General features: G+C 36.3%; 16 protein-coding genes and 1 riboswitch (1 of these 17 only partly in view). Of the genes, 6 read left to right on the top strand and 10 right to left on the bottom strand.

The window, feature by feature from the left end; all coding sequences use genetic code 11:
• The first annotated feature begins 48 nt into the window (after nucleotides 1-48).
• From EKQ63_RS02725 to EKQ63_RS02710, 4 genes are all read left to right on the top strand, one after another.
• Nucleotides 49-957, top strand: coding sequence for an NAD(P)-dependent alcohol dehydrogenase (locus tag EKQ63_RS02725; RefSeq protein WP_143880709.1), 909 nt, complete (start codon nucleotides 49-51; stop codon nucleotides 955-957).
• Nucleotides 958-1,038: 81 nt separating this feature from the next.
• Nucleotides 1,039-1,153: riboswitch (SAM riboswitch) on the top strand.
• A gap of 85 nt (nucleotides 1,154-1,238) precedes the next feature.
• Complete coding sequence (locus tag EKQ63_RS02720) at nucleotides 1,239-2,051, top strand: MetQ/NlpA family ABC transporter substrate-binding protein (RefSeq protein WP_087952242.1); 813 nt, start codon at nucleotides 1,239-1,241, stop codon at nucleotides 2,049-2,051.
• 12 nt (nucleotides 2,052-2,063) lie between these two features.
• Nucleotides 2,064-3,104: a methionine ABC transporter ATP-binding protein gene (locus tag EKQ63_RS02715; RefSeq protein ID WP_087952243.1), complete on the top strand. Its 1,041-nt coding sequence runs from the start codon at nucleotides 2,064-2,066 to the stop codon at nucleotides 3,102-3,104.
• Nucleotides 3,079-3,747, top strand: a complete 669-nt coding sequence (locus EKQ63_RS02710; RefSeq protein WP_087952244.1) for a methionine ABC transporter permease — start codon at nucleotides 3,079-3,081, stop codon at nucleotides 3,745-3,747. The genes EKQ63_RS02715 and EKQ63_RS02710 overlap by 26 nt, the downstream gene beginning before the upstream one ends.
• Before the next feature lie 37 nt (nucleotides 3,748-3,784).
• On the opposite strand, the gene EKQ63_RS02705 is transcribed toward EKQ63_RS02710, so the two are convergent.
• Nucleotides 3,785-4,561: an SDR family oxidoreductase gene (locus EKQ63_RS02705; RefSeq protein WP_131101245.1), complete on the bottom strand. Its 777-nt coding sequence runs from the start codon at nucleotides 4,559-4,561 to the stop codon at nucleotides 3,785-3,787.
• Between the two features lie 439 nt (nucleotides 4,562-5,000).
• Here EKQ63_RS02705 and EKQ63_RS02700 point away from each other — a divergent pair, with 439 nt between their 5' ends.
• Nucleotides 5,001-6,302, top strand: coding sequence for a DUF5068 domain-containing protein (locus EKQ63_RS02700; protein WP_088326266.1), 1,302 nt, complete (start codon nucleotides 5,001-5,003; stop codon nucleotides 6,300-6,302).
• A gap of 146 nt (nucleotides 6,303-6,448) precedes the next feature.
• A complete protein-coding gene (locus tag EKQ63_RS02695; protein WP_071723421.1) occupies nucleotides 6,449-6,955 on the top strand; it encodes a DoxX family membrane protein in 507 nt (168 codons plus the stop codon).
• A 71-nt stretch (nucleotides 6,956-7,026) separates the two neighbouring features.
• Here EKQ63_RS02695 and EKQ63_RS02690 read toward each other — a convergent pair whose 3' ends face one another.
• The 9 genes from EKQ63_RS02690 to EKQ63_RS02650 all read right to left on the bottom strand — a co-directional run.
• On the bottom strand, nucleotides 7,027-7,593 hold the full coding sequence (locus EKQ63_RS02690) for a DUF4256 domain-containing protein (protein ID WP_087952247.1): 567 nt from the start codon (nucleotides 7,591-7,593) through the stop codon (nucleotides 7,027-7,029).
• Between the two features lie 103 nt (nucleotides 7,594-7,696).
• Nucleotides 7,697-9,661, bottom strand: coding sequence for a S9 family peptidase (locus EKQ63_RS02685; RefSeq protein WP_143880708.1), 1,965 nt, complete (start codon nucleotides 9,659-9,661; stop codon nucleotides 7,697-7,699).
• 274 nt (nucleotides 9,662-9,935) lie between these two features.
• Nucleotides 9,936-11,738 carry a glutamine--fructose-6-phosphate transaminase (isomerizing) gene (gene glmS / locus EKQ63_RS02680; RefSeq protein ID WP_029439137.1) on the bottom strand — a complete coding sequence of 601 codons (1,803 nt, stop codon included), beginning with the start codon at nucleotides 11,736-11,738 and terminating at the stop codon, nucleotides 9,936-9,938.
• Between the two features lie 12 nt (nucleotides 11,739-11,750).
• Complete coding sequence (locus tag EKQ63_RS02675; RefSeq protein ID WP_001208183.1) at nucleotides 11,751-11,936, bottom strand: hypothetical protein; 186 nt, start codon at nucleotides 11,934-11,936, stop codon at nucleotides 11,751-11,753.
• A 287-nt stretch (nucleotides 11,937-12,223) separates the two neighbouring features.
• Nucleotides 12,224-13,570 carry a phosphoglucosamine mutase gene (gene glmM, locus EKQ63_RS02670; RefSeq protein ID WP_143880707.1) on the bottom strand — a complete coding sequence of 449 codons (1,347 nt, stop codon included), beginning with the start codon at nucleotides 13,568-13,570 and terminating at the stop codon, nucleotides 12,224-12,226.
• Nucleotides 13,563-15,050, bottom strand: coding sequence for a CdaR family protein (locus EKQ63_RS02665; protein WP_143880706.1), 1,488 nt, complete (start codon nucleotides 15,048-15,050; stop codon nucleotides 13,563-13,565). The genes glmM and EKQ63_RS02665 overlap by 8 nt, the downstream gene beginning before the upstream one ends.
• A complete protein-coding gene (cdaA, locus tag EKQ63_RS02660) occupies nucleotides 15,043-15,864 on the bottom strand; it encodes a diadenylate cyclase CdaA (protein WP_001115700.1) in 822 nt (273 codons plus the stop codon). The genes EKQ63_RS02665 and cdaA overlap by 8 nt, the downstream gene beginning before the upstream one ends.
• Before the next feature lie 248 nt (nucleotides 15,865-16,112).
• Nucleotides 16,113-17,006, bottom strand: coding sequence for an arginase (gene rocF, locus EKQ63_RS02655; RefSeq protein WP_000711569.1), 894 nt, complete (start codon nucleotides 17,004-17,006; stop codon nucleotides 16,113-16,115).
• A gap of 209 nt (nucleotides 17,007-17,215) precedes the next feature.
• Nucleotides 17,216-18,320 carry the 3' portion of a glycerate kinase gene (locus EKQ63_RS02650; RefSeq protein ID WP_087952251.1) on the bottom strand. Its footprint extends 41 nt past the window's final position, so the window shows 1,105 of its 1,146 coding nt (coding positions 42-1,146); the start codon falls outside the window, past its right edge — the gene reads right to left on this strand; it ends in the stop codon at nucleotides 17,216-17,218.

The following is an 18,320-nucleotide window of genomic DNA, read 5'->3' as shown; positions in this document are numbered from 1 at the left end:
AATTTTAAATATGATATAAATAACAACAACTAAATTCAGGAGGTCATTATGAAAGCAATTATTTGCACAAAGTATGGGCCACCTAACGTTCTTCAGCTTCAAAATATAGAGAAACCTATACCTAAAAAGAACGAAGTATTAATCAAGATTCACGCAACGAGTGTAACGACTGGAGATTGTAGAATACGTGGGTTTAATAGCCCTCTCTTATTTTGGATTCCTATGCGAATCATATTAGGTTTTAGAAAACCGAGAAAGCCTATACTCGGTGTAGAGTTATCCGGCGAAATCGAAGAAATAGGAACAGATGTAACTCAATTTAAAAAAGGAGATCAAATTTTTGCATTAACAGAGCTTAATGTCGGTGGTTATGCAGAATATACATGTGTACATGAAAGTGGATTAGTAGCATTAAAACCTACCAATGTAACGTATGAGGAAGCAGCAGTTATTCCCTTTGGCGCAACTTCGGCACTACACTTCCTAAGAAAGGCCCGTATAAAAAAGGGGCAACAAGTACTAATATATGGCGCATCCGGATCAGTAGGAACAGCTGCCGTACAACTTGCTAAATATTTCGGCGCAACCGTTACAGCTGTTTGTAGTCATTCAAATTTTGAACTCGTGCAATCTTTAGGGGCTGACAAAGTAATCGATTATACGAAAGAAGATTTTACTAAGCGAGGGGAATACTATGATGTTATATTTGATGCAGTTGGAAAATATAAAAAATCCCTTTGTAAACAAGTATTAACACCTAATGGAATATATGTATCTGTTAATGGAATGATGGCAAAAGTAAGTAAAGAAGATATGTTTCTACTAAAAAAACTAACTGAAACAGAAAATTTAAAGCCTGTTATTGATAGAACTTACCGATTAGAAGAAATTGCTGAAGCTCATATATATGTAGAAAAAGGGCATAAAAAGGGGAACGTTTCGATTACCTTAAAATAAAATATATTCAGAAAATAACGTTGACAATTCTTTTTGTAAGATTTACTATTAGTACCATATTAAAAAAACTACATACACATACTCTTATCAAGAGTGGCGGAGGGACTGGCCCGATGATGCCCGGCAACCGAGCTTATAACGTATAAGCTAAGGTGCTAATTCCTGCAAAACGAGTTCTCGTTTTGGAAGATAAGAGAGGAATCTATTTTGTCTATTCGGCACCTCTCTTATTTTTGAGAGGTGCTTTTTATTTTGGAACGTATATTAAGGAGGAATTATAGATGAAGAAAGTACTATTAAGCATTGTAAGTGGGGCTGTATTATTATTAAGCGCATGTAGCGGGAGTTCAGATAAAGAAGTAAAAGCGTTAGATGAGAAAAAGATTACTGTCGGTGTAACAGGAGGTCCGCATGAACAAATTTTTGAAAAGGTAAAAGAAGTAGCAGCGAAAGACGGTCTCGAAATCGATATAAAAGTATTTAATGATTATGTAGCACCGAACGTATCCCTCGATGAAAAAAGCCTTGATGTAAATAGCTATCAAACAAAATCATATTTAGACGTATTTAAAGCGGAACGTAATATGAAATTAACCGAAGTATTTTCAACAGTAACATTCCCTATGGGCGTATATTCAAAAAGCTTAAAGGATGTAAAAGAATTAAAAGAGGGCGATGCAATTGCTGTACCGAATGACCCAACGAATGAACTTCGAGCTTTAAAACTATTTGAAAAATCAGGAGTTTTAAAAGTGGATCCAAAAGCTACAGAAAAAGCGACTGCAAAAGATGTAATTGAAAATCCAAAAAATTTAAAGATCGTTGAGTTAGAGGCATCTCAATTACCAACACAACTAAGTGAAGTAAAAGCAGCTGCAATTAATACAAACTTTGCATTAGGTGCAAAATTAAGCCCTGCGAAAGATTCTATCTTCCGTGAAGGAAAAGATTCACCATATGTGAACTGGGTCGTTGTTCGTACTGAAAATAAAGATGATGCTGTTGTAAATAAATTAAAGAAAGCTTATCAATCTAAAGAAGTAAAAGAATTTATCGAGAAAAAATTTGATGGTTCTGTTTTACCGTCTTGGTAGGAGCTGACGATAATGATTGAATTAAAAAATGTATCCAAAGTATTTACAACAAAAAAGGGGAATGTGGAAGCTCTTAAGTCTACTTCTCTTCAAGTAAAAAAGGGCGAAGTATTTGGAATCATTGGATATAGTGGTGCTGGCAAAAGTACATTAATTCGCTGTGTAAATTTATTAGAAAAACCAACGACAGGAAATATCATTGTAAACGAGCAAGATTTAACAACACTGTCTACAAAAGAACTAGCAAAAGCGCGACAAAAAATCGGAATGATATTTCAAGGGTTCAACTTACTTAAAACTGTTACCGTTTATGAAAATATCGCATTGCCGTTACGCCTTGCTGGCATTCCAAAAGTAGAAATTGCAAAAAGAGTAGAAAAGTATTTACGTATTGTCGACCTTTTTAATCGAAAAGACGCCTATCCGAGTGAACTTTCTGGTGGTCAGAAACAACGTGTGGCCATCGCTCGTGCACTATCACACGAACCGGAAGTGTTATTAAGTGATGAAGCAACGAGCGCTTTAGATCCAGAAACAACTGACTCTATTCTTGATTTACTATTAAAAATCAATGAAGAAATCGGAATTACAATTTTACTCATTACACATGAAATGAACGTTATCCAGCGTATATGTGACCGAGTTGCTGTTATGGAACATGGAGCAGTAGTTGAAAGTGGCACCGTGAAAGAGATATTCACAAATCCACAGCATGTAACAACAAAGAAATTCGTAAATAGTGCATTTGCAGCGAAAATCCCAGCCGAAGTACAAAAAGAACTACAAAGAACCGGAGAAATCGTAACACTTTCATTTATAGGAACTTCTTCTGGTGAACCAGCGTTAGCTGTTGCTACAAAACGATTCCAAGTATATCCAAATATTTTATCCGGTAATATTACTCAATTAAAACATGAAGCATACGGGAAACTTGTCATTCATATGCAAGGGGAACAAAATGAAATCAACCGTGCTTTATCATTTTTACAAGAGCAAGGAATCATCATAGAAGGAGGTAGAACAGATTATGGGAAACAAGTCCTTTTTGGATGAATGGGGTAAAGTCATATGGGAAGCAACCATTCAAACTTTTCAAATGACATCTATTTCATTACTCATCTCGATCCTTATTGCACTGCCACTTGGTGTCACGCTTGTTTTAACAAGACCTGGTGGACAGCATGAAAATAAAATCATCTATCCTATTCTTAATACAATTATTAATATCATTCGCTCTCTTCCATTTATCATTCTATTATTCTTCATTTTACCTTTTACAAAGTTTCTAATGGGAACATCCATTGGCGTGCAAGGTGTTATCGTACCGCTTGTCGTCTTCACTGCTCCTTATATCGCACGTTTAATGGAGACAGCTTTACTAGAAGTGGATCGTGGTGTTATTGAAGCTTACCAAGCAATGGGCATTTCTACTATAAAAATCATTTGGCACGTCATGGTGAAAGAAGCTCGTCCCTCTCTTGTACTTGGATTAACAATTGCAACGATTGGCTTAATCGGCGCAACAGCAATGGCTGGTCTTGTCGGTGCTGGTGGACTAGGGGATTTAGCATATCGATTCGGACATTTACGCTATGAACCTGAAGTAATGTATGCAACTGTCTTTATTTTAATTATCCTCGTTCAAGGATTACAGTCTTTAGGGAATGGTGTTGCACGAAGATTGAAGAAAGATTAAAAAAGAAGGTATCTCACCAGGGTGAGATACCTTCTTTCTATCTTTTAAATCCACCTTCTGAGTGAATAACTTGCCCTGTAATCCACTCTGCTTCTTCACTTACTAAAAACTTAATGAGCCTCGCTGCATCCTTTGGTTCACCAATTCTTCCAAAAGGAAACATCGGCTTTAATCCCTGCTTTATCTCTTCAGTCATCCATCCTGTACTAGTTGGACCTGGGTTAATTGCATTCACTGTTATTCCTAAATGAGCTACCTCAGCTGACAACGTACTAGTAAGAGCATCAATAGCTCCCTTCGTTGTTGCATACGCTAGTTCCCCCGCCATAGGACCTTGGAATTGTCCCGACGTCATATTCACAATTCTACCACCAGATTTCTTATCAAATCCTCGGGCAAATTGACTACTTAACAATGTAGTCGCACGAATATTTACCATATAATGCTTATCCAGCTCTTCAGCAGTCAAATTAGAGAAATCATTATTCTTAGAATACGCTGCATTATTAATTAATATATGAGGGTAGCCTAGTTGTTCAGTAACTTTATTTATAAGCTCTTTCGGTGCATCATTCTGAGTTAAATCTAACTCCATACTTGATACCTTCACACCGTTTTTTAGTAATTCTTCTTTTAATTGTATTTGTTCACTTTGATCAACGCCCCAAGGCATCTCTTTATCGTAAGCTGTCCAATATGTAAAAAATATATCGTATCCTGCTTCAGCTAATTCTTTACAAGTCGCTGCACCTATACCATCTAGACGACTTACACCTGTAATAACTGCTACTCTATCTTTTAATTGATTCATCATATACTCCTCCAATTTTAAAGGACGCATATTTCCTATAAGAGATATAAATTTCCCCACATAAGTATCCACTCTTACAAAAGGGATGTACAAGCCAAATATGCAGTCCTTGAATGATTTACAGATAGCTAAATAAACCCTCACTTATGAGAGAAAAATTCATCTATCTAATTTCTAATCATTACAAGTTCATCCACATATTCAGTCCTTGTCTCCTTTCCATATATCTCTATTTCTATCATACCAATATAATGTAATATTTCAAATGATTTAAAAATACAAACCAATATTCCATTCCAAACTTCCATCGATTTTATTATATTATAATATTCAAATAATGGAAATAATTAGAAAAAACACTGGTAAATATTGACTAGTCTTCTTATAATAAAATGTGGGGCTAATGTGAGAGTTTAGTTTTAAACAAATAGGGGGAAGAAACATGTCAAAAAAATTACTTTCTTTATTTTCTGCAGTAATCGTAGCAGCTTTTGTAATAACCGGCTGTGGTCAAAGCGATACGACAAATAAAGAACAAAAAGAGAATGCAACAAAAGAAAGCAAAACGGAAAAAACGGATACAACGAAAGAAAATAAACCTGAAGATAAAAAATCCGAAAACAAGAAAACTGAAGATAAAAAGACGGAAAATAACGCTACTAGCTCCAGCGATTATTCGAAACTTATTTCCTATATGGAAAAAGAAACAGGTGGTAAAACAAAAATTCTATTTGAAAATAAGGAACCACAAGTTTATAAAGCTGAAGATGTTTCAGTATCAATGAACAGTTATACATTAGTTGAATTAAATGGATTCCATACAGACTTTAACATTCCATTTAACCGTCAAACAGAGGGCGGAGTCATTCTTGTGAACTATAGCGTAAAAAATAGTTCAGCTAAAGATATTTATTATATGCCAGCATTGGACATTTCATTTACTGGTGCGCAGAAAGTATATAGTAACTATAAAGACTTAATTCCAAAAGAAGATCAACTACCAACTAAGCTTGCTCCAACGAATGATTACTTAGTAAAAGCAGGAGAAACCATTTCTGGTTATATCGCGTATCCATTCGGAAAAGATGATCTAGCGAAAATTTCAAGTCTCTCAACAGTCTCAGTCACAGTCCCAACTGCACAAGCTAATAAAGGAAAATTCGATGCTCCAATCGGAAGCCCTGGAAGCTTTTCATTAAGTTTAAATAAACAAGGTGCTGAAAAAGTTGCAACAGATAAAGCTTTCTACCAAGATAAAGCTACAGCTAATAACATGGGCGATAAAAAAATGTTAAAAGAGAAATCAAGTATTAATAACAGCCAAGAATTAGGTGCTGTTAATGTTACATTAGATGGATACCAATTTACTCAATTCACACCAAATTCCGTCGAGGCTCCGCGCTTTGCAAATTTCAAAAATGGTATTGTTCTATTAACAGTGCAATTCAAGCTTGATAACAAAGATACGCAAGACGTTTCACTATCTCCTATAAGCTCTACATTGAGAATGAATGATGGTACACAATATACAATTAACGAAGGTATGCTACTCAATTACGACTATAACGCTGCAGTTAAAACAGGAACATCTGGAGAGTTACTACAAGTATTTATTTTAGATCAAGAGCAGTATGAAAAGATTTGGAAAGACAAAAACTTTGAGATTGAGTTAGGACCTATGAGAAATAAAGAAGCTAAGGATATTTCACAAGGTAAAAAAGCTAAATTTACATTACCTAAATAAAGTAGAGAAGGCATATAACATATGATTGTTATATGCCTTCTTTATTTTCATAAAAAAACACTACTTTTGTTCACACTTTATCCATTGTGAATTTTTTCACAATGGATATATAATAAACTTGTAAATACAATATTGGAGGGATTTCAATGGTTATCAATTTTTTAAGAACTGATAAACGTGCTACTTTCATATTATTATTTTTACGACTTTACATAGGGTATACATGGCTCGCTGCTGGAATCGGCAAAGTCTTCGGACAATCCTTTGACGCAAGTGGCTTTCTAAAGGGTGCTATTGCTCAAGCATCAGGTGACCACCCTGCAGTACAAAGTTGGTGGGCAGAGTTTCTTCAACATTTTGTTCTTCCAAACGCAGACCTATTTAGCTTTTTAGTTCAATGGGGAGAAATTTTAGTAGGTCTAGGTTTGATTTTAGGCGGATTAACAAAAACAGCTGCATTTTTCGGAATCATAATGAACCTTTCATTTTTATTAAGCGGAACTGTCAGTGTAAATCCAAACCTACTCATTTTGACTATGTTCATTTTAGTTGCAGGACAGAACGCTGGACGCATTGGATTAGATGGCTATGTTTTCCCAAAACTTTTCCGTAAAAACAACCACGGAACATATAAATTAAGTAAAACTGCGTAGTAACGGTTTACTCTTAAAATATAAATAAGAAAAAGAGCCTGCGTATAGGCTCTTTTTTATTTACTCCAAATTTAAACTCTTAACGAGCCACGAAAACCTCTGGCAGCATAATAAGAGTCTGCTCCATTGTGGTACACAAAAACGTGTCCAAAGCGATAATCGCAAAATAGAGCTCCACCGAGTTCTCTAATATCTGAAGGTGTTTGTACCCAACTCGATGATTTCATATCAAAATCTCCAAGTTGTTGTAACTCTCGATATTGTTCTTCAGTTAATAGTTCAATACCCATAGCGGCTGCCACATCAATAGCGTTATTTTCTGGTTTATGCTTTTTTCTTGACTCTAATGCTTCAAGATCATAACAAAGGCTTCTACGGCCTTTAGGACTCTCCTTTGAGCAATCGCAGAAAATATACTCGTCCTTCTCTTCATCATAACCAACAACATCCGGCTCACCGCCTGTTACTTCCATTTCATTAAGTGACCATAATTTTTCAGCATTAGCTTCTATCTTCGCTTCAACTTTAACCCATTCAAGACCTTCATGGCGGTTCATGTTTTTCTCAAAACGAGCTTGTAATACTTTTATTAGTTCTTCACGTTGTTCTACAGATAACTCATTTTTATTCTCTGTCATATTCGGCCTCCGAATTACGTTTCCTTATAATCATAATGGTTTGCATACAGTTTACAACAATCTGACCCGATTACACAACGTAAAATCCCTGTACGAATATCCATTATATAGTACGAAATCCCTCCATACTTTCCCCAAGAATATAGTGGGAAAACCACATAAAGTTCTGATTCATAATGGCTACATTCATTCCTGGCTGATCAGAACTATATGCCATTCCTTTAAATATAATTAGTTCTGCGTCAACTTCCATATCTCTTAATCCTTCATATAGCTCATATGCATTTGTAATTGGTATTCTTGCATCCTTTTCGCCATGTTGGATTAAGGTAGGCGTACAGGCTGATTTAATATATGTCATTGGTGATGTCTTCTTATATATATCTGGATCATTCCATGGAGTATTTCCTAAATACATTCTAATAAAGTAAGGGATATCTGTATGGACATAATGGGTACTCCAGTTCGTAATTCCACCTCCAACTGAAATGGCTTTAAATCTACTACTAAATGTAGAACAGAAAGCTGATATATATCCTCCGTTACTCCATCCCATAACTCCTACTCTATCTTTGTCTACCATCCCTTTTTCAACTAGTTCATCCACTCCAGATATAACATCATCGTAATCAGCAATTCCTTGTTTTCTATAGTTCGCTTTTAAAAATTCATTACCATAACCAGAACTTCCTCTATAGTTTGGCTCTAAAACGATAAAGCCTTTTTCAACAAACTGTTCAATCGGATATTTCTCATTGAAGCAGTCTGAAAATATCGGAAAGGATGCCCAAGCCGGACCTCCGTGAATTACTACTAATAAAGGATATTTTTTATTTTTATCAAACTCTACTGGTTTTGATAAAACACCCTCTATTTTAAGACCATCACTACTTTGCCATGAGATGATTTCCCTGTTGCTTTTAAGCTTGTCTTCGAAAAAGCTATTTTCATTCGTTATTTTTTTATCATCCAAATAGATTTCAAAGGTTTCATTTGTTATAGCCTTATTATACGTTATATGATTGCCATCCCTTGTTATAGAGGCATCCATTATAAAGCCATCTATGTTGTCACTTAATGCTTCCACAGTGCCATCTTCAGCTAGTAATCCAATACGATAATTCGTTTTATCCTGCCATCTAATTAAAATGCCTTTAGCTGTCCACTGTAATGGCATAACCGTACTATCAAAATTTGTTAAAGGTTGAATTACCTCTCTCGTATTCATATCATATATCTCTAATGTACTATCTTGTATATGGTTTCTATAGTAATCCTTCTCTCTTATGCTTGCTGAGTAGCACATTTTACTGCCCTCAGGAGAAAAGCAAACGCTCCCACCCAACAACTTATCCATATTCATTTTTTGTAGTTCTCCAGCTTCAACATCTAATATGTAGAGATCACCATTCATATAATCATTTAGGCTTGGTGTAGCCATACATACAACCTTTTTCCCATCATTTGAAATATCAAAGTTATGTATATAAAACTCCTTACCATCTGTTAATTGGTAAACACCGTTAATCTCGCGTTCCTCTTTATCATTTTGTATTACCTTTTCTATCTCAATGTAGTATAAACAATTATTCCGATGTTCCTTACCTACATGGTGGAAATCCCCATATCGTTCCTTACGTTTCTTTATTCCCGCGCATTCTTTCGACTGTGCAACATAATAAAAACCTTTACCCGTGGGATCCCATTTAAATGTACTAATCCCTTCTTCCTCATCAGTCATTTGAACCTCACTACAACCATCTATTGATTTAACAAAGATCTGATTTGTATTAGCCCCTTCACCACCCGGACTAAGGTATGCAATAGTCTTAGAATCTGGAGACCATAATGGATGCGTACTATCTATACCTCTAGTTGTTAGTGGGTAACTCTGCTCTTTATCCTTTTCATATATCCATACATGATTTCTATATATATTGTCTTTCCAGTTAGCTGTCCTCTTAACAAATGCTACATTTTTGCCATCATCGCTTATATTGGTACTTGATAAGGTTGGTAATGAAATAATCTCTTCTATACTTAAATATGTTTTTTCTTTCACGTTCATTAATAAGCCCCCTTGTAATGTCCATAAATCTCTCGTCTCTTTTTGTCGTAATAAAGGAAATTGTTCACGGATACTTAAAATAGTAACGGAAAATTCAGATAAATAAAAGTAAATCCCATAAAGTAAAATTTTAATCTATAGGGTTCTATCCACTTACCAATTTTAGATATTCTTTTTGAGCATAAAAATACCCCATTAGATAAAATATCTAATGGGGTACAAATTTGTAAATTTATTTTAAAGCTATAACTATATTTATTAACCTACTAATCTCCTACTCAACCGTAACAGACTTAGCTAAGTTACGTGGCTTATCAACGTCACACTCGCGGTGAAGTGCTGCGTAGTATGAGATAAGTTGTAATGGAATAACTGCTACTAGCGGTGCTAGTGCTTCGTGTACAGCTGGTAGTACGAAGCTGTCACCTTCCATTTCTAAGCCTTTCATTGAGATGATACATGGGTTAGCTCCGCGTGCTACTACTTCTTTCACGTTACCACGAATTCCTAGGTTTACGTGCTCTTGTGTAGCAAGTGCGATAACCGGTGTACCATTTTCGATTAAGGCGATTGTACCGTGTTTTAATTCTCCTCCAGCAAATCCTTCTGCTTGGATGTAAGAAATTTCTTTTAGCTTTAACGCACCTTCTAATCCTACGTAGAAGTCAACGCTACGTCCGATGAAGAAACAGTTACGAGTTGTTGCTAAAAATTGTTTTGCTAATGCGTCCATTTCTTCTTTTTGATCACAAAGTTGTACCATTGCATTTGCTACAAGTCCTAATTCGTGTGTTAAATCGAAATCAAGAACTTCACCTTTTGCTTTAGCAATATCCGCAGCTAAAATTGAAAGTACTGCAAGCTGTGCTGTGTAAGCTTTTGTTGATGCAACTGCGATTTCTGGTCCCGCGTATAACGGAAGTGTATAATCAGCTTCACGAGAAAGTGTAGAACCAGGTACGTTTGTAATCGTTAATGCTTTATGACCCATTTCATTTGTTTGTACAAGTACTGCACGGCTATCAGCTGTTTCACCACTTTGTGAAATGTAAATGAAGAATGGTCTTTCTGTTAATAATGGCATGTTATAAGAGAATTCACTTGCTACATGCACTTCAACTGGCATTTTTGCAAACTTCTCGATAAATTGTTTTCCAACAAGACCTGCATGATAACTTGTTCCACATGCAATGATGTAAATACGATCGCTATCTAAAATAGCATTGCGGATGTCTTGATCTAATTCAATCTCGCCATTTTCATCTTGATACTTTTGGATTATATTACGGATTACAAGTGGTTGCTCATCGATTTCTTTAAGCATGAAATGAGGGTATGTTCCTTTTTCAATATCACTTGCGTCTAATTCCGCTGTAAACGGTGCACGTTCAATCGTTTCACCTTGTAAGTTTTTAATTGTAATACTTTCTTTCGTTACAATTACGATTTCTTTATCCATTAATTCAATAAATTGATCTGTAACTTGTAACATCGCCATAGCGTCGCTCGCCACAACATTAAAGTTGTCACCAACACCTACTAATAGCGGGCTTTTGTTTTTAGCAACATAAATCATGTTTGGATTTTCAGCATCAAGTAATCCGATTGCATACGAGCCATGTAAAAGAGATAGCGTATTACGGAACGCTTCTTCTACACTTAGTCCTGTGCTCACTTGTTGTTCCATAAGCTGTACGATAACCTCTGTATCCGTTTCACTTACGAACGTTACATCTTGTAAATATTCCTTTTTCACTAATTCATAGTTTTCAATAACACCGTTATGAACTAGTGTAAAGCGTTTTGATGTACTTTGATGCGGATGCGCGTTTACTTTACTTGGAACACCGTGTGTAGCCCAGCGTGTGTGTCCGATACCTACGCTTGCTGCTACGTTCTCATCTACGATTTCGCGAAGTTTTGCGATACGGCCTTTTTCTTTGTATACAACAACACCGTTCTCTGCTTGTACTGCAATACCTGCTGAATCATATCCACGATATTCTAGCTTTTCTAAACCTTTTAATAAAATTTCCTTTGCATCTTGCTCTCCAATAAATCCTACGATTCCACACATGTTTAGTCGCCGTTACAAATGCTTACACTGCTCTGCGAACATGTAACGACATAGTCCGATACCATTTTTATTTATACTAAAAAACGGATTACATATTGCTAGCCCTGTAAGCTTGTAACGGCTTTCACCTTCCTCTCGATTGGGTTTAAGTCCGTATATACTTATACAGCTAGTTTGTATCCGTTCCTTTTCTCTCATCACACTTCCACCTTTGTCCACTAAGTCACCTTAATGATTTAAGTAAAAGCTTGCGGTTGTGATGAACAACCGGGAGTCATCCGCCGAAATCTCGATAAACCCCACCTCGTCAACTACACTACTTGTAGTTCTGGCGCTTCTATAATTTACAATATTTCCTTTGAGAAAAAGAACAAGACCATCTTATAACAAATATGGATAAACCGTCAATGAAAATTTTTTCACCATCTATAAAACATATGAAAAAGGAGCACTTATTGTGCTCCTTTTTCAATAAATTTACTAAATTATTCAGCGCCAACTTCCGCTTTCACAACTTCTACAATGCGATGTACATATGCATCACAAACTTCTTGTGTTGGTGCTTCTGCCATTACACGAATAAGTGGTTCTGTTCCAGATGGACGAACAAGAATGCGGCCATCACCGTTCATTTCTTCCTCTACAACACGAATAATTTCTTTAATTTTTTCGTTTTCTAATGCTAGTTTTTTATCTGTTACACGAACGTTTACTAGTAATTGCGGGAATTTTGTCATTTCTCCTGCAAGCTCAGATAATGGTTTTTTCGTCATTTTCATGATGTTTACAAGTTGAAGTGCACTTAACATTCCATCACCAGTTGTAATGTAATCAAGTAAGATAATGTGACCTGATTGTTCTCCGCCCAGATTATATCCCCCGCGCTTCATCTCTTCCATTACGTAACGGTCACCAACTGCTGTTTTATCACTTGTAATACCGTTAGCTTCAAGTGCTTTGTAGAAACCTAAGTTACTCATAACTGTTGAAACAACTGTATTGTGCTTTAGTTGACCAGTTTCTTTCATGTACTTTGCACAAATAAACATAATTTGATCGCCATCAACGATGTTTCCTTTTTCATCTACAGCGATTAAACGGTCACCATCACCATCGAAAGCAAGACCAATATCAGCACCTTTTTCTTTTACTAATTCAGCTAATACTTCTGGATGTGTAGAACCTACTCCATCGTTAATGTTCATACCGTTTGGTGAAGTTCCCATTGTTGAAATATCAGCTTCTAAATCAGCAAATAAGTACGGAGCTAAAGAAGACGTAGCACCATGCGCACAATCTAAAGCGATATGTAAACCAGAGAAATCTTCCTCTACAGTTTGTTTAATGTATTGTAAATACTTTTGTCCACCTTCGAAATAATCACTCACTTGTCCAAGGTTCGTACCTGTTGGACGTGGTAATTCATCAACTTCTTTGTCTAATAAAGCTTCGATTTCTGCTTCTTGCTCATCTGTTAATTTAAAACCGTCTGAACCGAAGAATTTAATTCCATTATCTTGTACTGGATTATGAGATGCAGAAATCATAACACCGGCTTGTGCACCTAACGCTTTTGTTAAATAAGCAACACCTGGTGTAGAAATAACACCAAGACGCATTACTTCTGCTCCAGTTGATAATAGACCTGCTACTAAAGCTCCTTCTAACATATGTCCTGATATACGTGTATCACGGCCGATAATTACTTTTGGACGGTCTGTATCTTTTGTTAATACATAACCACCAAAACGTCCAATTTTGAACGCTAATTCAGGTGTTAACTCCTGATTCGCAACCCCGCGTACTCCATCTGTACCAAAATATTTACCCATTATGATTCGCTCCTTTTTCTGGCTCTTTTTGATTATCTACTGTTGGCTCTTGGCTAGTTTCTTTATCTTTATTTTGTTCCGGTTCCTTCTCCTTTTCCTTTTCCTTTTCTGGATCAGGCTTAGGTTCAGGTTCAGGATTTTTTGGTTTTTCAGTTTGATTATCTTTATTATTATTTGAGTTTGGTTGTTCACCGTTACCCTGTACTTCTTTATCGGGATTTTCTTTCTTCACAATTGTGACTTTAGCACTTTTTTGTTTTGGCTCTATTGAAATATTACCAGGGCCACTCACTTGAATAGCAACATCCTTCGTCCCAGGAGACACATTTTGTAGATTAATCACTGCTGTTATTTGAGCAGCTGTTATTTTATCTACTATACTTGTTTCTCCTGAAATATCAACGCTTATCTTCCCATCTTGCGGCGAAAGTAACTGGGCCGTAACGTCTTTAGAAAGTCCATTTTTTTGAATTGATATACCATCAATCGTTCTTGTTTTCGTTTGTTTTGTTTTTTGTACGCCTACTGAAACCTTCACTTGATTTGGCTTCGCACTTGTTACACCCTTTGGTAATAAAACAGAGGTATCGAATGTTGTAGACTCTGTCAATTGACTAAGATCTACTTCGACCCCCTCTATCGATTGTATATTATCCAATACATCCTTTGGACCTGCTATCGTTACTTCTCTCGGCTCAACGCTAATATTTGTAACGGCCAATCCTGCCGGTAAACTCCCCTTTTTCGCATATGTTATAGGAACAGTTTTTTCAGTATTATTGGCCGTAGCTTGCGTCGCCACATTCAACGTTACACTAATTTTAGATGGATTTGTTCTTACATTTAAACGTTTGCCTTCTTTATTGTATAACGTCACTTCGGGTGTTTTTGTAACAGTTTTATTAACACCTTTTAAATCAACATACGCCTTAGCAGATGAAATACTTTCAATTTCTTCTTTCGTCCCAACTACCTCAACCGTATCAGGTTTAATGTTTGATTTTTCGAGCGTAGCACCAGCTGACATCTGATCCTCATTTGATAATTTCAAGTCTACATGAACATATTTTCTCGCTTTTTCATGAAGAGTAATTTTAATTGTTGATGGCTGAACTGTTCCTTTCACATCATCTGGAAGTCCGTTCGTTTTCAAAGAAACTTCATAAGTTCCTTTTTCGCTACCTCTCAAATCAACTGGTATATCAAATTGTTTTTTCGCTTTTGCCGTAGCAACTGCTGCTTTTGGACCCTCTAACTTCACCTTAACGCCCTCTGCCGGAATACCACTTACAATATATTTCTCTTCATCATACTTAACGTTAATAGCATAATTAGTTAATGTTTCTTTCGCATCATTTGCAAAAGGTAGTATCCCCGATGTCGTATTTTTTTCAGTTAAAGTCGCTGACATAAAAAGCATACACGCCAATAGTAATGAGATCCCCTTTAAAAACCAATGATTCTCCATTAACTTATCCATGACGCTTTCTCCTCCAATTCCATAAAGACGAAGAAGTCGTTTTTTCGTTCGCACTAAATTCAGCTAACAACATATCTTTCAGTTGTTCTGTCTTCAAATCACGATGCAACTTACCATTTTTCGTTAAAGAAATTTGGCCTGTTTCTTCCGACACAACTACTGTAATACTATCAGTAACTTCACTAACTCCCATTGCAGCGCGATGCCTAGTTCCTAACTCCTTAGAGATAAATGGACTTTCCGATAACGGAAGATAGCAAGCTGCTGCTTTAATGGTACTTCCTTGCATAATTACTGCTCCATCGTGAAGAGGTGTGTTTGGAATGAAAATATTAATGAGTAATTCCGATGATACGTTTGCATTTAGAGGAATACCCGTTTCTACATAATCACCCATACCGGTCTCTTTTGACAAAGTAATTAATGCACCAATTCTACGTTTTCCCATATATTCCGTTGCTTTCGCTATCGCTGTTGCAACCATTTCAGGCTCATCATCCTCATGAGTTCCAGTACGCGAAAATAAACTCCCGCGTCCTAGCTGCTCAAGCGCTCTTCGCAATTCTGGCTGAAAAATAATAATAACGGCTAAAAATCCCCACGTTAATACTTGTTCAGTTAGCCAATATAGCGTTCGCAATTCAAGGAAAATACTTATCATCCGAACGACAATAATAACTGTAATCCCTTTTAAAAGTTGAACAGCTTTCGTCCCTCGGATTATAAGAATTAGCTTATATATAATAAACCATACAACGGCAATATCTAATGCCGTACTAAGATATTTCAAAATGGTCGTATCTTCAAAAGGCATGCTAACCCTTCCTCCTACTTACGAGCAATTCTATCCATATATTGAAATATTATTTTATGCTCTATCTGTATGTATTTCCAACAACTAGTTAATTATACCATACATGAAACAAACGACAATTACAAACAACCCCCTTTAGTCTAAATTGGTAAGATGTCAAACATTCTTATCGTACAGTATAATATAAATCATTATTATACGCCTATTTTCAAATAAAAAAAGCAACTTCTCAGTTGCTTTTCTTACATTTATTTTAGTTTTTCACCGAATAAAGAACCCATTAAAGCAACCGCTGTTGTTGCCGTTCTATTTCGCTCATCTAAAATCGTATTTACCTCAACAAACTCGGCAGATGTAACAATATCAGCTTCCGCTAACATCTCCATTGCTAAATGACTTTCACGATAAGATAAGCCACCAATTACAGGTGTTCCAACTCCTGGTGCATCATGAGGATCAAGACCATCTAAGTCTAATGATAAATGCACACCATCAGTATGAGATAAATACGCGATTGTTTCTTCCATAACAGCCGTCATACCCATACGATCAATCTCATGCATTGAAAATACTTTAATACCTTCATTTCGAATAAAGTCTTTTTCTCCTTCATCTAATGCACGTGCACCGATAATTACAACATTCTCTTTTTTCACCTTTGGATATGCCCCGTATAAATCTACAAGCGTCGGATGTCCATACCCCAAACTTGCTGCAAGTGACATACCATGAATATTTCCAGATGGTGAAGTTTCTTCTGTATTTAAATCGCCATGTGCATCATACCAAATAACACCTAGGTTTTTATAATGTTTCGCAACACCAGCTAATGTACCAATAGCGATACTATGATCTCCACCTAATACAAGTGGAAAACGTCCTTCTTCTATAATATGATCTACCTTACTTGCTAATTCGTTACATACAGTTGCAACTTGTGTAAGGTTTCTTAAGCTTGTATTTACATCTACTTCTTTTTCTCTCTCTATACATATATCTCCCATATCTTTAACGTCATATCCAATTTCTTCAATTCTTTCAATTACACCTGCATAACGGATTGCGCTCGGTCCCATATCAACTCCACGACGCATCTGTCCTAAATCCATTGGAACTCCAATAACTGAGATTTCTTTTTTCATAGATAGTATCCCCCTTCTGTGCCTTCACTAAATATTTTAAATCTTTTATATAGTCTGACTCAACTCAACATTTTTCTGTATGGATATACAAATTATTCACTTATATTCGCTTTGAAATCCAAATTTTAAGACTATTCCATGTATAAAGTTAACTTAATGAAGCAACTACTATCATTATTATTAGATAATAATAAAAAACACTCCCTCATTTAGAAGTGTTTTTCTGATGCTATTTTCCACACTGCTGCAATATTCTTTGCTGTCATTTCAATATTCTCTTCTGCTACTTTATATGCCTCCTCTAATGTCATCGGACTTGTTGTAATACTAAATACTGCATCAATTCCTTTTTCATGAACAGCCGAGTAATTCGGAGATACTGATCCCCCAATCGCAATGACAGGAATATGAAAACGCTTTGCACGCTCCGCAACACCTACTGGGGCCTTTCCATATGCTGTTTGTTCATCTATTCTCCCTTCGCCAGTTATAATTAAATCTGCACCTTCTATATGCTTATCAAAATTTGTATAATCTAATACAATTTCAATTCCTCTCCGCAAGCTTCCCTTTAGCACTGCAATAACAGCTGCTCCCATACCTCCTGCAGCTCCTGCACCAGGTATTTTAGATACGTCGCAAAATAGGTATTGTTTAAGGATATGCGCATAATGCTTTAAATTCTCATCCAGCTCTTTCATCATCTCTTCATCCGCACCCTTTTGTCGCCCAAATACGAAAGATGCTCCTCTTATTCCAACTAACGGATTATCTACATCACATGCTGCTTCTATCTTTATATGCTTTAAGCGTGAATCCATTTGTGAAAAATCAATAGAGACAATCGAATGTAACGTTCCACCAGACGGCTCTATTACTTCTCCTTTTCTATTTATAAACCTGACTCCTAAAGCTGACAACATACCCGCTCCTCCATCATTTGTAGCACTTCCTCCAAGTCCTAAAATGATACGCTCAGCTCCTTCGTCTAGCGCATGTAGTATAAGTTCTCCTGTTCCTTTCGTCGTCGTAATAAGTGGGTTTCGCTTTTTAGCCGGAACGTGTTGTAAGCCTGATGCTGCTGCCATTTCAATAAACGCTGTCTTTTTATCTTTAGACATACCGTAAAAGGCTTGTACGCTCTCTCTAAGCGGTCCTGTCACATGAAATGATATAATCCTCCCGCTTGTAGCATCAACAAGGGAATCGACCGTTCCTTCCCCTCCATCTCCAATTGGTATTTTTACGTACTCTGCTTTAGGAAAAATTGCTCCAAAACCTCTTTCAATAGCTTCACATACTTCTATAGCTTTT

This window comes from Bacillus sp. BD59S (assembly GCF_007363175.1).
Taxonomy (GTDB): Bacteria; Bacillota; Bacilli; order Bacillales; family Bacillaceae_G; genus Bacillus_A; species Bacillus_A pacificus.
The sequence above is the reverse complement of the archived record's forward strand: the minus strand, read 5'-3'. Positions and strand labels throughout refer to the sequence as shown.

Excerpts from the sequence above, each read along its gene's own strand:
- EKQ63_RS02675 (WP_001208183.1), bottom strand. The coding sequence starts at position 11,936 with ATGAGAGAAAAGGAACGGATACAAACTAGCTGTATAAGTATATACGGA.
- EKQ63_RS02690 (WP_087952247.1), bottom strand. The coding sequence starts at position 7,593 with ATGACAGAGAATAAAAATGAGTTATCTGTAGAACAACGTGAAGAACTA.
- EKQ63_RS02705 (WP_131101245.1), bottom strand. The coding sequence starts at position 4,561 with ATGATGAATCAATTAAAAGATAGAGTAGCAGTTATTACAGGTGTAAGT.
- rocF (WP_000711569.1), bottom strand. The coding sequence starts at position 17,006 with ATGAAAAAAGAAATCTCAGTTATTGGAGTTCCAATGGATTTAGGACAG.
- EKQ63_RS02720 (WP_087952242.1), top strand. The coding sequence starts at position 1,239 with ATGAAGAAAGTACTATTAAGCATTGTAAGTGGGGCTGTATTATTATTA.
- glmS (WP_029439137.1), bottom strand. The coding sequence starts at position 11,738 with ATGTGTGGAATCGTAGGATTTATTGGAGAGCAAGATGCAAAGGAAATT.
- EKQ63_RS02685 (WP_143880708.1), bottom strand. The coding sequence starts at position 9,661 with ATGAACGTGAAAGAAAAAACATATTTAAGTATAGAAGAGATTATTTCA.
- EKQ63_RS02665 (WP_143880706.1), bottom strand. The coding sequence starts at position 15,050 with ATGGATAAGTTAATGGAGAATCATTGGTTTTTAAAGGGGATCTCATTA.
- EKQ63_RS02710 (WP_087952244.1), top strand. The coding sequence starts at position 3,079 with ATGGGAAACAAGTCCTTTTTGGATGAATGGGGTAAAGTCATATGGGAA.
- glmM (WP_143880707.1), bottom strand. The coding sequence starts at position 13,570 with ATGGGTAAATATTTTGGTACAGATGGAGTACGCGGGGTTGCGAATCAG.
- EKQ63_RS02695 (WP_071723421.1), top strand. The coding sequence starts at position 6,449 with ATGGTTATCAATTTTTTAAGAACTGATAAACGTGCTACTTTCATATTA.
- cdaA (WP_001115700.1), bottom strand. The coding sequence starts at position 15,864 with ATGCCTTTTGAAGATACGACCATTTTGAAATATCTTAGTACGGCATTA.
- EKQ63_RS02715 (WP_087952243.1), top strand. The coding sequence starts at position 2,064 with ATGATTGAATTAAAAAATGTATCCAAAGTATTTACAACAAAAAAGGGG.
- EKQ63_RS02725 (WP_143880709.1), top strand. The coding sequence starts at position 49 with ATGAAAGCAATTATTTGCACAAAGTATGGGCCACCTAACGTTCTTCAG.
- EKQ63_RS02700 (WP_088326266.1), top strand. The coding sequence starts at position 5,001 with ATGTCAAAAAAATTACTTTCTTTATTTTCTGCAGTAATCGTAGCAGCT.